A 12667-nucleotide genomic window follows, 5' to 3' on the forward strand; every position below is an offset into this window, starting at 1 on the left:
GGGGGTCACTTCCTGGTCGTGCGTGCCGCGACTTTGCGCCACTCACTGTCGAGGGTCCGGAGCGCCGCGTCGGCGTCTCCGCTGGCGAGGAACGCCTGGAGGGTGGGGTTGAGCGGGATGCTCGCCGGGATCTGGTGGTCGACGAAGCCGATCAGCCGCCCCTGCTCGAAGTAAGGCTGCAGCTCGGCCAGCGTCGGATCCGCGTTGGGCGCGGCGTCGACCAGCGGCGAGAAGGCGGCCTGGCTCTCGACGTACGGCTCGACGACTCCGGGGGTCAACAGGTAGTCGACGAACCGGCGGGCGGCCTCGAGCTTCGGGGTGCCGCGGCCGATGGCGACGGCCACGTCGACGCCCGAGGTGACCCGGGTGTCCGCCGGGTCGTCGAGGACCGGGTAGGGGAAGACTCCGAGATCGATGTCGGGGTTGTTGGTGCGCACCGGGTTGACCGCCCAGATGCCCTGCGGGTACATCGCCGCCTCGCCCGCGGCGAAGGCCTGGTTGCCGTCGTCGTAGCCGCGGCCGAATGAGCCCTCCTGGGTGTACGAGAAGAGCTGCCCGAGTCGTTCCATCACCACGGCGTAGTCCTTCGAGAACGAGACGGGCGAGTCGGGCCCGAGGGCCGCGCCCTCCTCGCGCAGCGCCTCGAAGAAGCCTTCCGGCTGCAACTGGCCGCCCAGCGCGTTGAACGCCGGCGCACCAGTCCAGTTGTCGAGCAAGGCGCCGTAGAACGGAGTGACGCCCGCGGCGACCAGCGCGTCGCAGACCGCGATCAGCTCGTCCCAGGTGGTGGGCACCTCGATCCCGTTGTCGGCGAAGATCCTGCGGTTGTAGAGGATGCCGTCGGCGTTGTTCGCGAAGGCGAGGGCGTTCACCTCCTCGTCGTTGTAGCTGCCGAGGTCGGCGATGATCTCGAGCGCCGCCGGATTCACGCGCTCGACCAGCTCATCGCCGGTGAAGTCGTGGAACACCCCCGCCTTGGCGAGGTCGGCGTAGTAGCCGCTGCCGTTCAGAGTGAGCACGTCGGGCACCTTGTCCTTGACGAGCAGGGTGCGGATCGCCGTGTCCGGGTCGGGCACGTTGTTGGCGATCACCCGGATGTCCGGGTTCGCCGCCTCGAAATCGCGGATGATCCGTGCGAAGTCGTCGACCGCCTCCGCCTTGAACTGGAAGAAGTCGAGCGTGGTCACGCCGTCGGCTGCGCCGGGGGAGGCGCAGGAGGCGAGGGCCGCGGCGGACGCTGCGGCGAGCGGCACCGAGAGGAAGACCCGCCGGGAGAATCCGGGGGGAGGGGGATGGGGGGACATGGAGGCGCCTCCTTGCGCGTGGGGAGCAGGATTTCGGGCGCGCTCGACCGCGGTGGGGGCGGTGCGAGTGCAGAAGCGGCGACCCGTCGCCGGCGGAGCGACGGGTCGGGAGGGCGGGTCAGATGGCGGTGAGGACGAGCATCACGAGCTGCTCGGGATCGAGGACGGGGGCCTGGAGCCCCACGGTCGCGAGCACGCGCCCGCTGAGCACGGTCTCCCGCTCGGTCCAGGCGAGCGGTGACTGCCCGGGCCCGCCGAGCGGCGTGGTCACCGGCGCGAGCCGCACCGAGTAGGCGGTCTCGGGGTTGAGGCCCGGGAGGGTGATCCGGCCGGGCGGGTAGCTCTCGCCGGTGCGCAGCTGAGCGAAGGTGAACAGGGCGCTGGAGCGGTCGGCGGCGACGACCCCCGAGAGCGAGGCCGCGTCGTCGGCCAGATCGGCTCGAACGGCGGTGCCGGTGTGCAGCAGCGCGCGGTGCTCGCGGTGGAAGGCGACCCAGGCGGTCAGCTCCTCCTCGACGGCGGGGTCGAGCCTGGAGATGTCCCACTCGATGCCGAGGTGGCCGGGCAGGGCAGTGCCGGCTCGGAACGCGAGCGAGTGGGTCCGTTTCGTCGAGTGCGACTGCGGGCCGCCGATGTGCTGGCCCATCAGCTCGGGCGGGACGACGAGCTGGGTGAAGGGCTGGATGGTCTGGCGTTCGAGCGGGTCGATGCAGTCGCTGGTCCAGATGCGGTCGGTGCGGGCGAGGATCCCGAGGTCGACTCTGGCGCCCCCGGAGGCGCACGACTCGATCTCGACGCCGGGGTGCCTCGCCCGCAGCTCGTCGAGCAGCCGGTAGAGCGCGAGCACGTTCTCGTGCACCGCGGCGCGGCCGGTGATGGGCGAGACCGCCTCGATCACGTCGCGGTTGTGGTCCCACTTGAGGTACGAGATCGGGTACTCCGTGAGCAGCGCGTCGAGCGCGCCGAGGATGTGGTCGAACGCTCCCTGCTGCGAGAGATCGAGCACCTGCTGCTGCCGCCCTGAAGGGGGGAGGTGCCCGCCCGGCCCGAGGATCCACTCCGGGTGCGCGCGGGCCAGCTCGGACTCCGGGCTGATCATCTCGGGCTCCACCCAGAGGCCGAACTGCATCCCGAGTCCGGTGACGACATCGGTCAGCGGCGAGAGGCCCTCGGGCCACACGGTGGGATCAACGCTCCAGTCGCCGAGCGCCGTGGTGTCGTCGCGACGGCCGAGGAACCAGCCGTCGTCGAGCACGAAGCGCTCGACGCCGATCCGCGCGGCCCGCTCGGCGAGGGCCGTGAGCCGGGTCAGGTCGTGGTCGAAGTAGACCGCCTCCCAGGTGTTGAGGGTGACGGGCCGTGGAGTCGCGGGATGCTGCGGCCGAGCGCGGACCGCGGCGTGGAAGCGCGCCTGCAGTTCCGTGAGACCGTCGCCCCAGGACCCGTACGCGACCGGCGTCTCGTAGCTCTCGCCCTGCGCCAGCTCGATCTCGGCGGGGCGCAGCAGCTCGCCGACGGCGAGGAACGCGACCCCCTCGACCGTGCGTTCCGCGCGCACCGCCGCGTCGCCGCTCCAGCCCAGGTGCACGCCGTGCACGAGGCCCCGCTCCCAGCCGAAGCCGGGAGTGCCGGCGGCGAGGAGGAGGGTCGCATCGGCTCCCGGGCGCCCGCGCCGTGTGCTGCGCGAGTGCTCGCCGATCGTCAGCGCATGTCGCTGGGGGTGGCGCTCGCGGAGGTGGTGGCCGGTGGTGTCGAGGATCTCGCGTGCCACCGCCGGCAGCGGGAAGCCGAGTTCGAAGCGCTCGAGCCGGAAGGGGCGGGCGTCGAGGTTCTCGACCCGCGCCCGCTGACTGAGCAGTCCGGCCGAGTCGAGTTCGAGGTCGACGGTGAGGCGTACGCCGGCGCCGACGGCGACGACACGGAGGGCCGTGCCGACCGCCTCCGCGCTCTGCACCTCGAAGCGCGCGGAGGCCGCGCTTCGCTCGTGGGTGCCCGCGAAGCTCGGTGCGTGCTGCCAGCCGTCGGCTTCGACGGCGACGAGCCCGAGCGGGGCGAAGGCGTCGAGCCCGCCCGAGACGCGCTGCGGCAGCGCGGCGTCGGCGAGGGCGGATAGTTCGGCCGTGGAAAGATCTCCGAGCGCGGCGCCCCAGTGGACGATCGCGGGGAAAGTGGCCAGTCGAGCGTCGACGACGACGCTCGTCCCGCCGTCCTGGAGGTGGAACAGCGGCGACTCCCGGCCGGAGAGGGTCTGCGGATCGTTCGTCGAGGCGATGCTGCGATGCATGAGTTCTTTCTAGGGTAGAAGTAATAGGGGTGTCAAGAGCAATCAGTATCGGCCGGGGTTCTCCTCCGTGCCGGGTCAGCCGATAGCTTCGTACCAGCCCGGAAAGAAGGAGCGCTGTGACCGACGCCGTCGTCGCCGAGGATGCGTCGGGGAGCTCCTCCGAACTCCTCGCCCGCGAAGTCCTCATCCATGGCCCCCTCTCGCGCTCCGAGCTCGGCCGCCGCCTCGGCCTGTCCCCGGCCAGCCTCACCCGCCTCGCGCGCCCCTTCCTCGACGGCGGGCTCGTCGTCGAGGGCGCCGAGCAGAGCACCGGAGTCGGCCGTCCCGCCCGCCCGCTCGACATCCGGGCGGAGGCGCTGCGCTTCGCCGGCGTGAAGATCACCGGCACCGAGATCCTCGCGGTCCGCACCGATCTCCGCGCGCAGACCGAGCTCGAGATCGTGCGCGCCCTGCCAGGGACGCAGCCCTCCGAGGTCGTCCGCGCGATCGTTGCCGTCGTCGACGAGCTCGGCGGCGCCTCCGCCTTCGCCGGCCTCGGCGTGACCCTCGGCGGCAGTATCGGTGCCGACGGGCGGGTCAGCCGCGCGCCCTTCCTCGGCTGGCGCGACGTCGACCTCGCCCGTCCACTCTCCTCGGCCCTCGACCTCCCCGTCGCCCTCGAGAACGACGTCGTCGCACTGACCGGCGCTGAGCACTGGTTCGGGAGGGGCCGCGGCATCCCGCACTTCGCCGTTCTGACGGTCGGTGCGGGCGTCGGCTACGGCCTCGTCGTGCACGACCGTGTGGTGGCGCCACCGTCGGCGGGCCTCGGGCTCGGTGGGCACTACCCGCTCGATCCCGCCGGCCCGGTCTGCGAGTCCGGCCACCGCGGCTGCTCCACGGCGATGCTCAGCCTGCCCTCGCTCACCCGGCAGCTGTACGTGGCCACCGGCCACCAGATGACGCTGGCCGAGGGCTTCGCGGCCGCCCGCGCCGGTGACGCCGGAGCGGCCCGCGTGCTCGGCGACTCCGCCCGCGCACTGGGCACGATGATCGCTGCGATCGCCAACCTGTCGATGGCGGGCACGGTGATCCTCGCCGGCGAGGGAGTCGCGCTCTACTCCGAGCAGGCGGGCGTGGTCGAGGCGGCGATCGCGAGCACGCGCGACCCCGATGCGCCCGCGCTGGAGCTGCTGGTCGACGACGGCGGTCTCGTCGAGTGGGCGCGCGGAGCCGCCGCCACGGCGATCCAGCGCCTGCTGCCCCGCATAGCGCTCGGCACGCTGCCCTGACCACGGCACGCTGCCCTGACCACGGACGCTGCCCTGACCACGAGTGCTTCTGCCGAGTCGCCGCCGACGGAGCGGTCTGATCAGCCGGTGAGGCTCGGCTCGCCGCCTACGCCCGCCGGACGGAGACGGCCGTCGAAAGGATCGACGCAAGGACCAGTTCGCTCGCGCGCAACGCGTCTGCCGAGTGGGAGACGGCCGGATCTGCGCCGATCAGCGCGTTCGCCAGCACCCGCGCCGGCCCCCAAACCGAGGGGGCGGCCGTGACCGAGCTACCGACGGCCGCCCACATCTCGGGGGTGGTGAGCATCGACGACCGGAACCGCCAGGCGTAGTGGGCGGTCGGCCGGGTGACCTCGACTGTCATCGGCAACGCGCCGTCCAGCACGAGAAGGCGTCCGGTTGAGAAGCCGGTGGTGACGTTGCCTGGTGCACCACGCCGGAGCCCTCGACGACCAGCATCGCGCAGATGCTGTCCGGCACGACGTCGCCGTCGTACGTCCCGACCGGCGAGAGCACCCGCCCGAACTGGTAGTCGGGCGCGCACACGCCCTCGGGCGAGGAGCCGGTGGGACCGGCGGGCTCGCGATGCACGGTGAACTGCTCTGTCACGACCTGACTCCTCACGGGCGAGTGGTACTTGCAGACGTTCTTCGGAGACGCGAGGCACGCCGGATCGCCACACCGAGGAGGTGCGCTGGTGTGGCGAGGTCGCGGTCAGCCGAGCCGCGCGGCCGGTACCGTCTCGAGGTGACGCAGATCGCGACGCAGTCGCTGCGAGCGGACGTAGCTGCTCAGCGCGTGCTCGGGGGCCGGGGGCGCGTCGCTTCCGCCCAGGAGCGCACGCGCGGTCGTGAGGCGGGCGCGGCGGATCTCGTCGAACACAGTGGTCCCGTTGCGGGCGAAGGTGCGCTGGAGGGTGCGCTTGGGCACGCCCAGGCGCTCGCAGATCTCCTGCACCGAGAGGCGGGAGTCGGCGGACATCGCGGCGATCAGGGCGAGCGCGCGCGTGTAGACGTCCTCGCTGCTCTCGCGCGGGAGCGAGGTGGCGAGCACGGCTCCGGCGAGCTGCTCGACCGCCGCGCGCACCAGGGGGAACGCGGGCGAGTCGGCGTCGAGCGTCGAGCCGAACGTCGAGTTGACGGTCGAGAGGAGGATGCCGCGGCTGGCCGGCTCTGCCTCCGTGACGACCGCGCCCCGGTCGCTCGAATCGACCAGGCCCAGCAGCGGCCGGTCGAGAGCGATCTCGGTGCGCGCGCTCGGGGTGTCGGTGACCAGGGTGAACGACGAGTCGCACTGGAGGAACGCGATGTCTCCAGGGCCGAGCTGGACCTCGAGCGCCGACGGGTCGTCGGGCTGGATCACGAGCACGCCCTCGAGCGGGATGATCAGGCGGATGCCGGCACCCGCGCGGGCGGTGCGGTGCAGGCGGCCCGGGGTGTGCCAGATCCGCAGGACCTCGACGCCGTCGCTCCGGAGCGTATCCGCGACGATGCGGAAAGCCCCGGTCGCGCGGACATCCACCCCGCCTTCAGCGAGCCAGGCGGCGGCGGCCGTGTCGCGACGCGACACCCCGCGATCGACGGTCGGTCGGCTGCCTTCTGCAATACCCATCACGGCGGAGTCCTTTCTCTAGCGCGTCCTTCGGGAGACGCGACACCCCTAGCCTGACTGATGAGGGGCCTTGATGAGAAGTCTTCAGGCGGATGATCCGTCGATCACCGCCAGCGGAGGGTCCCGGACCCCGCGATCGAGGGGGTGAACCGGACTTCGGGGGTGCGCCTCGGATCGAGTCGGACCTCGAGCGATGCGGCGTCGGTGAAGGTCCGCCCCTCTCCTGTCCTGCCCCGGAGGACGACCGAGTGCCGCAGCGTCCTGGGCGCGCGGAGCGGCGCCGCGGTGTAATGCGCGACGGCGACGAAGCCGGCCCCCGGGGCGACCCGCTCCGGCCTGCCGACCACGGTCGTCGGCGCCTCGTCGTACTCGAGCTCGGTTCCCGAGCCGTCGGTGAACGAGCCGCAGTGCAGGGCCAGATCGTGCAGTGCAGCCGGGCCGGCGTTGTGGAACTGCATCCAGAACGTGATCACGGCGACGTGCTGGCGCTCCGAGAGCAGGTGCGACGCGGTGCCGTCGAGGACGAGGTGCGGGAAGGTCGAGGGCGCCGGGCGCCGGAGGATCACCCGTGCCTCCGAACGCTCTGTCCGGGAGGCGTCGCGGGGCCTCGAACCCGGCCGGCGAGTTGCAGGAGGCTGCATGCTGCGAGCACTCCGACGAGAGCTGCCGCCCAGCTCAGATCGCGGTGGTCGAAGAGGCCGAGGTGCGCCGGGACGCCCGTGAATCCGAGGATCCCCTGTGCTGCGGCGGCCGTCGCGAAGGCGAGCAGAGCGGCGGCCGCGGCGACCGTCGCGGGGGTCTGCGCCTCCTCTTCGGGGGCCTGGGCGAAGGCGCGGAGGGCCCCCAGGAGAGCGAGTGCACAGAGCAGCGCGGCGACCAGGGCGGCAGCCGTGTACGTGGGTCCGGAGCTGACCAGGAGGAGCGCGCCGGCCGCGATCCGCAGTGCGGCGAGAGCGATGGCCGGACCCCGCGCGAGGCCGGCGTCCCCGAGTCCGGCGGCCAGAACGGAGCGGGCACGGGCTGCGCTCGTGCCACGCGGGGAGGTGCCCCGCTCGGAGCCGCGCAGGACGCTCCGGACGGTGATGATCCCCGAGACGAGCAGGGCCGCACCGACGAGAAGGGGGAACACGAGGGCGGCGGCGGGAAGGATCGCCTCGGGTGCGGCGGGGGTCATTGTGAGGTCTCCTTGAGAGGCAGGGGGCAGCGCGGAGCACCTTGATGATCGGGTCTGTCGAGACTCTCTCGACCCCCTCGGCGCGAACGCTTCGGAGGCAGGCGCGCGCATCCGTCAGAACGCGCCGCCGAATGCGCCAAATAAGACCGAAAAACGCGCCACGCTCTTCGCGCGGGAGGGCGCCGTGGCGAAGATGACAGAGCTTCGGATCATCGACGTCAGCACGTCGCCGGTCCGGCCGAGCGCCGTTACCCCCCTGCGCCGGCCGACCAGTACGAAGCACGCTGTCGCGCCATCCCGACCGACGGCACCGCACCATTCGAATGCGAGCCACCCATGACGGCACCCGTGCGCCCACGGACCCCCACCCTCACCGAACGGATCGATCGCTCCCTCCTCTCGCTCCATGCAGAACCGGGCCTCGACGCCCGCGTCGTTGCGCGCACCCTGGGCGTGCCGGCGCTGGCGGTCACAGCGAACCTCTGGCTGCACCGCCGTAGCTCTGTGCGTTCCGCGCTCGCACGGATCCGCGTCGACGTCGCCCAGCGGATCATCCGAGAGCATGCGGCGTCGGCGCCGATCGTGCTCGTCCGGCGCCGCGCGGCGGAACGGGCCGGCTTCCGCTCGCTCGACGAGATGGACCGTGCCTTCCTCCGCTACCGCCGCCGCACGAGCTTCGACGTGCTGCTGACCAGCCGCGCGACGGTGGCGCGGCCGGTCTGAACGATCGGTCGGTCGCCTTCCGACGCGCGCGCCACTCGGTGACGCGGGAGCCGGAAGGCCTACCGGTCCGCTATAAGGGCGGAGAGCCGACTGATGCCCGACGGTCGGCCGACCGTCGGACTGATGTCGTCAGTGCGGTGACGGGCCGTTCCGCAGTACGGTCGTACGGGGATGACGAGGTCCCCCGTATCACTGGAGACATTCGATGACCAGTACCTCCGCGAAGCAGCCGATGGGGCGACGCGCCCTGTTCCAGAGTGCGCTCGGCGCCGGGATCGCCGGCGTGCTCGCCGTCGCCTCCGCGCCGCCAGCCTTCGCGGCCGTGAACTACTACGGCCTCACCACCGACGAGTGGAAGTCGCTGCAGCGCCTGTTTAGGGACAACGGCATCTCACCGGGAGCGATCGACGGAGTCCCGGGCACGAACACGTGGAAGGCGATGCAGCGGTTCCTCATCCTGCGCGGGCAGAACCCCGGCGTCGTCGACGGCCAGCCTGGCCCCAACACCTGGCGCGCCATCCAGCGCTTCCTCACCCAGTTCCCGTGGTACTCGGTCGGCCCGGTCGACGGCATCCCCGGGCCGCAGACCCGGGCGGCTCTGAAGCAGTGGGCCAACCTGGCCGCCTGACGGCTGTCGCGGCGGAGGGCGGCCGTCAGAGCCGGTCGGCCCGCCACTCCGTCGCGATCTCGACTCCGGTGCGGAACGCCTCCTCCTCGCGCTCGCGCAGCTCGACGCGGCGGATCTTGCCCGAGATCGTCTTGGGCAGCGGATGGAACTCCAGGCGGCGCACCCGCTCGAACGATGACAGCAGCTCGCGGGCGTGCGCGAAGATCGCGGCGGCGGTCTCGGCGGTCGGTTCCCAGCCATCGGCGAGCTCGACGTACGCCTTGACCGCGCTGTGGCGCAGCGCATCCGGAGCCGGCACCACAGCCGACTCGGCGACCGCCGGATGCTGGAGCAGCACGCTCTCGACCTCGAACGGCGAGATCGTGAAGTCGGACGACTTGAAGACGTCGTCGGTGCGTCCGACGAACGTGATGGTGCCGTCGAGGGCCCTCGCGGCGACGTCTCCGGTGTGGAACCAGCCGTCGGCGCGCGAGAGCGCGGTGCGCTCGTCATCGCCGAGGTACCCGGACATCAGGTTCACGGGCTCGGCGGAGAGGTCGAGGCAGATCTCGCCGGTGGCCGCCGGCTCGCCAGTCAGCGGGTCGATCAGCGCGACCGCGACGCCCGGCAGGGCGCGTCCCATGGCTCCGGGCACGATCGGGGCGCCGGGCGGGTTGCCGATCATCGCGGTGGTCTCGGTCTGGCCGTAGCCGTCGCGCACGGTGAGGCCCCACTCCCGCTCGATCGTCGCGATCACCTCGGGGTTCAGCGGCTCCCCGGCCGAGAGGATCTCGGCGAGTGCGCGTGGTCTCGCGCCGAGCTCCGACTGGATCAGCATCCGCCAGACCGTCGGTGGGGCGCAGAACGTGGTCACCTCGGCACGGTCGAGTTGCCGGTGCAGCGCGGCGGGCGAGAAGCGGCTGTAGTTGTAGACGAAGACGGTCGCCTCGGCGTTCCACGGCGCGAAGAAGCAGCTCCACGCGTGCTTGCCCCAGCCGGGCGAGCTGATCGCCATGTGCACGTCGCCGGGGCGGACGCCGAGCCAGTACATCGTGGTGAGGTGGCCCACGGGATACGACTGGTGGGTGTGCACGACCATCTTGGGCTGCGAGGTGGTTCCCGAGGTGAAGTAGATCAGGCACGGGTCGGAGCTCTCGACGACCACCGTCGGGCTGATCCCGAAGGGCTCGAGGGAGTCGTCGTAGTCGAGCCAGCCCTCCACCGGACCGCCCACGGCGATGAGCCCGACGTCGCCCGCGATCCCGTCGAACTTCGCGGTCTCGGCGGCGTCCGCGATGACGTGCGCAACCCGGCCGCGCTCGAGCCGCCCGGCCAGGTCGGTCGGCGAGAGGAGGGTCGTCGTGGGCAGGATCACGGCGCCGAGCTTCATGATCGCGAGCATCGACTCCCACAGCTCAAGCCGGTTGCCGAGCATCAGCATCACGTGGTCGCCCTGCTCGACGCCGACCGAGTGCAGCCAGGCCGCGACCTCGTCCGAGCGCCAGCGCATCCGGTCGAAGGAGTACTGCTGCTCGGAGCCGTCCTCCTCGACGATCCAGAGGGCGGTGCGCTCGTTGCCGATCGCGATCGCGTCGAACCAGTCGACCGCCCAGTTGAAGCGGGGGCCGACGTCGGGCCACTGGAAGGCCTCGTTCGCGGCCGCCGCGTCGGTGCGGTGCTGCAGGAGGGTGTCGCGGGCGGCGCGGAAGCTCCCGGTGGGGTTCATGCATGTCTCCGTAGCGGTCGAGGTCCGGCCGCTGGCAGGACGTCCCCATTCTCCTCCCGCGAGGATGCCGAAGGCCCGCGCGGCCGGGACTGGGGGTTCCCGCGGAGTGCCGGCTGCGCGCCGATGCGGGATCATGTCACGGGACCGGAGAAGGGCTGCATCCGTTCGCGCGGAGGGCGGGTCGGTGACAGCGCACGCAGCGGGGAGCACGAATGCCGACACGGATCGCTCGCATCGGCTCGGGCGCCTCCGTCCGTGCAGCTCTGGTGCTCGTGGCCGTCGGCGCGGTGATCGCGGTCGTGACGACACTGGTCCTCCTCCTGCTCTCGCCTCCCGGAGGAGGCCGGCAGCCCGTCGAGACGGTGAGGCCCGTCGTCGTCATGACGTCAGCGACGGTCGCCGCCCTCGCCGTCGGTGCGGCTCCCTACTCCGTGCTCCGCGGGCGGGCACCGTGGCCAGCCCTGTGGCTCGCGTCCGTCGTGTGCGTGCTCGCTCTGGCGCTCGCGGTCGTCGTCGTGGTCGACTGGTGGGGCGCGGGCGACGGGACCACGGCCCTCTGCGCGATGGTCGTCATGGTCCCGGTCTGCTGCTACTGCGCCGTCGCGGTCGTCGTGACGGAGGCGCTCCTCCGGCGACGCGAGCGCACGGGCCGCTAGCGTCGGGATCGGGCGGCTGCGTGTCTTCCAGGAGCGGTCGCGTGACCGCGGCGACTCGGGTAGACCGGAAGGACCGAGTGGACAGGGGAACCACCGTGACAACCACCACGACCACCGTGCGGACCACGACCAAGGGCGCGATCGCGGCGCTCGGGATGCTGATGGCGTTCGCGCTGGGCGGGTGCACTCCGAGCGAGGACGCGCCGGGCGCGACGAACGGGGCGACGACTGCTCGGACCCCGACGGCGACACCGACTGCGAAGCCCCTCGGGGCCGTGACGCTGCCTGACGGTGCCTCGGCCGCCGTCCGCTGGACCGATCGGATCGGAGCGGTGCCGCCGCAGTCCGTGCACCTCAGCGGCGAGCCCGTGCACATCACGGTGTCGGTCGACTGCGACACCGAGGACGCCGAGGTGACGATCGAGGTGGTCGGAGTGATGACCGGCGGCTCATCGTGCTTCTTCAGTCCGAGCACGACCCGCACGAGGACCGGAGGCGGCAACACGGCCACCATGGATGTCGCGGTCGAGCAGAACGCCGAGATCAGGGTGACCACGGAGCCGGCCGACGCGCACTGGTCGGGCGCTGTCTCGACCGGCGCGCGCACGGCTCAGTGAGTGGTCGGCGGCGCGTCAGCCGATCGGCACGCCCAGCTCGGCCATGAACGGCTCGGCGTCGACGGCCTCGCCGTCGACCCGGGTCTCGAAGTGCAGGTGGCAGCCGGTGGAGGCGCCGGTCGACCCGCGCAGAGCGATGACCTGACCCACGGTGACGGTGTCGCCGACCGAGACCATCAGCTCGCTGTTGTGCGCGTAGCCGGTCTCGATGCCTCCGCCGTTGTCGAGCAGGATCCAGTTGCCGTAGCTGCCCTGGAAGGACGCCTCCTCGACGGTGCCGCTGGCCGCCGCGAGGACGGGGGTGCCGCACGCGCCGGCGAGGTCGGTGCCCTTGTGGAACAGGTTCACGCCCGCGACGGGTGCGTCAGGGCGCGGGCCGTAGCCGCTCGAGACACGGCCGGCGATCGGGACGACCCAGGCGCCCGAGACCCCCTCCGCGGCGGCGGTCGATTCTCCGGCCGTGGCGGTGATCGCCTCGAGCGAGGCGGTGGGCACGAGGACCTCGGGCTTCGCCTCGGCGGCGAACGAGTCGCGCGTGACGCTCTTCTGCACGACTCCGGCGGCGACGAAGCTCTGCGGGCGGGCCGCAGCGACGGCGCTCGCCGAGTCGCGGGCCATCTCGGAGTCGGCGGTGCCGCCGACGGCGAACGCGGGCATCGTGGTCGTGATCGCGATGCCGGCCACGAGGGTCATC

14 protein-coding genes are annotated in these 12667 nt (G+C 72.1%); 5 read left to right on the forward strand and 9 right to left on the reverse strand.

Features of this window, described 5'->3' with window-relative positions:
• Window positions 1-5: 5 nt before the first annotated feature.
• Window positions 6-1304 (reverse strand): ABC transporter substrate-binding protein, encoded by a 1299-nt coding sequence (locus ACH61_RS04145; protein ID WP_068208904.1) that lies wholly within the window; start codon window positions 1302-1304, stop codon window positions 6-8.
• A 118-nt stretch (window positions 1305-1422) separates the two neighbouring features.
• The gene (locus ACH61_RS04150; protein ID WP_068208907.1) at window positions 1423-3588 is read right to left on the reverse strand and encodes an alpha-galactosidase; all 2166 of its coding nucleotides are present in this window, start codon (window positions 3586-3588) and stop codon (window positions 1423-1425) included.
• A gap of 116 nt (window positions 3589-3704) precedes the next feature.
• On the opposite strand from ACH61_RS04150, the gene ACH61_RS04155 reads away from it, so the two are divergent.
• Window positions 3705-4859, forward strand: a complete 1155-nt coding sequence (locus tag ACH61_RS04155) for an ROK family transcriptional regulator (protein WP_068208910.1) — start codon at window positions 3705-3707, stop codon at window positions 4857-4859.
• Window positions 4860-4965: 106 nt separating this feature from the next.
• Here the strand turns inward: ACH61_RS04155 and ACH61_RS04160 are convergent, their stop codons facing one another.
• The 5 genes from ACH61_RS04160 to ACH61_RS04180 all read right to left on the reverse strand — a co-directional run bounded on the left by ACH61_RS04160 (window position 4966) and on the right by ACH61_RS04180 (window position 7644).
• Complete coding sequence (locus ACH61_RS04160; RefSeq protein WP_153038795.1) at window positions 4966-5223, reverse strand: hypothetical protein; 258 nt, start codon at window positions 5221-5223, stop codon at window positions 4966-4968.
• Window positions 5220-5468 (reverse strand): hypothetical protein, encoded by a 249-nt coding sequence (locus tag ACH61_RS04165; RefSeq protein ID WP_068208913.1) that lies wholly within the window; start codon window positions 5466-5468, stop codon window positions 5220-5222. Before ACH61_RS04165 ends, ACH61_RS04160 begins: the two co-directional genes overlap by 4 nt.
• 105 nt (window positions 5469-5573) lie before the next feature.
• On the reverse strand, window positions 5574-6470 hold the full coding sequence (locus tag ACH61_RS04170) for an AraC-like ligand-binding domain-containing protein (RefSeq protein ID WP_082845006.1): 897 nt from the start codon (window positions 6468-6470) through the stop codon (window positions 5574-5576).
• Window positions 6471-6574: 104 nt separating this feature from the next.
• On the reverse strand, window positions 6575-7036 hold the full coding sequence (locus tag ACH61_RS04175; RefSeq protein WP_068208919.1) for a hypothetical protein: 462 nt from the start codon (window positions 7034-7036) through the stop codon (window positions 6575-6577).
• Window positions 7033-7644, reverse strand: coding sequence for a hypothetical protein (locus tag ACH61_RS04180; protein ID WP_068208922.1), 612 nt, complete (start codon window positions 7642-7644; stop codon window positions 7033-7035). The genes ACH61_RS04175 and ACH61_RS04180 overlap by 4 nt, the downstream gene beginning before the upstream one ends.
• Before the next feature lie 336 nt (window positions 7645-7980).
• On the opposite strand from ACH61_RS04180, the gene ACH61_RS04185 reads away from it, so the two are divergent.
• Both ACH61_RS04185 and ACH61_RS04190 read left to right on the forward strand, forming a co-directional pair.
• Entirely contained in the window at window positions 7981-8367 is a 387-nt protein-coding gene (locus ACH61_RS04185) for a hypothetical protein (RefSeq protein ID WP_068208925.1), read from the forward strand.
• Between the two features lie 205 nt (window positions 8368-8572).
• Window positions 8573-8995, forward strand: a complete 423-nt coding sequence (locus ACH61_RS04190; RefSeq protein WP_068208928.1) for a peptidoglycan-binding domain-containing protein — start codon at window positions 8573-8575, stop codon at window positions 8993-8995.
• A 25-nt stretch (window positions 8996-9020) separates the two neighbouring features.
• Here ACH61_RS04190 and ACH61_RS04195 read toward each other — a convergent pair whose 3' ends face one another.
• A complete protein-coding gene (locus ACH61_RS04195; RefSeq protein WP_068208931.1) occupies window positions 9021-10700 on the reverse strand; it encodes an AMP-binding protein in 1680 nt (559 codons plus the stop codon).
• Window positions 10701-10912: 212 nt separating this feature from the next.
• Here ACH61_RS04195 and ACH61_RS04200 point away from each other — a divergent pair, with 212 nt between their 5' ends.
• Window positions 10913-11356 (forward strand): hypothetical protein, encoded by a 444-nt coding sequence (locus ACH61_RS04200; protein WP_068208933.1) that lies wholly within the window; start codon window positions 10913-10915, stop codon window positions 11354-11356.
• Window positions 11357-11451: 95 nt separating this feature from the next.
• Window positions 11452-11973, forward strand: a complete 522-nt coding sequence (locus tag ACH61_RS04205) for a hypothetical protein (RefSeq protein ID WP_132505843.1) — start codon at window positions 11452-11454, stop codon at window positions 11971-11973.
• A 15-nt stretch (window positions 11974-11988) separates the two neighbouring features.
• Here ACH61_RS04205 and ACH61_RS04210 read toward each other — a convergent pair.
• The coding region (locus ACH61_RS04210; RefSeq protein ID WP_068208940.1) for a M23 family metallopeptidase at window positions 11989-12667 on the reverse strand (679 nt) is incomplete at its 5' end.

It is taken from the genome of Rathayibacter tanaceti (assembly GCF_001634385.1).
GTDB lineage: Bacteria > Actinomycetota > Actinomycetes > Actinomycetales > Microbacteriaceae > Rathayibacter > Rathayibacter tanaceti.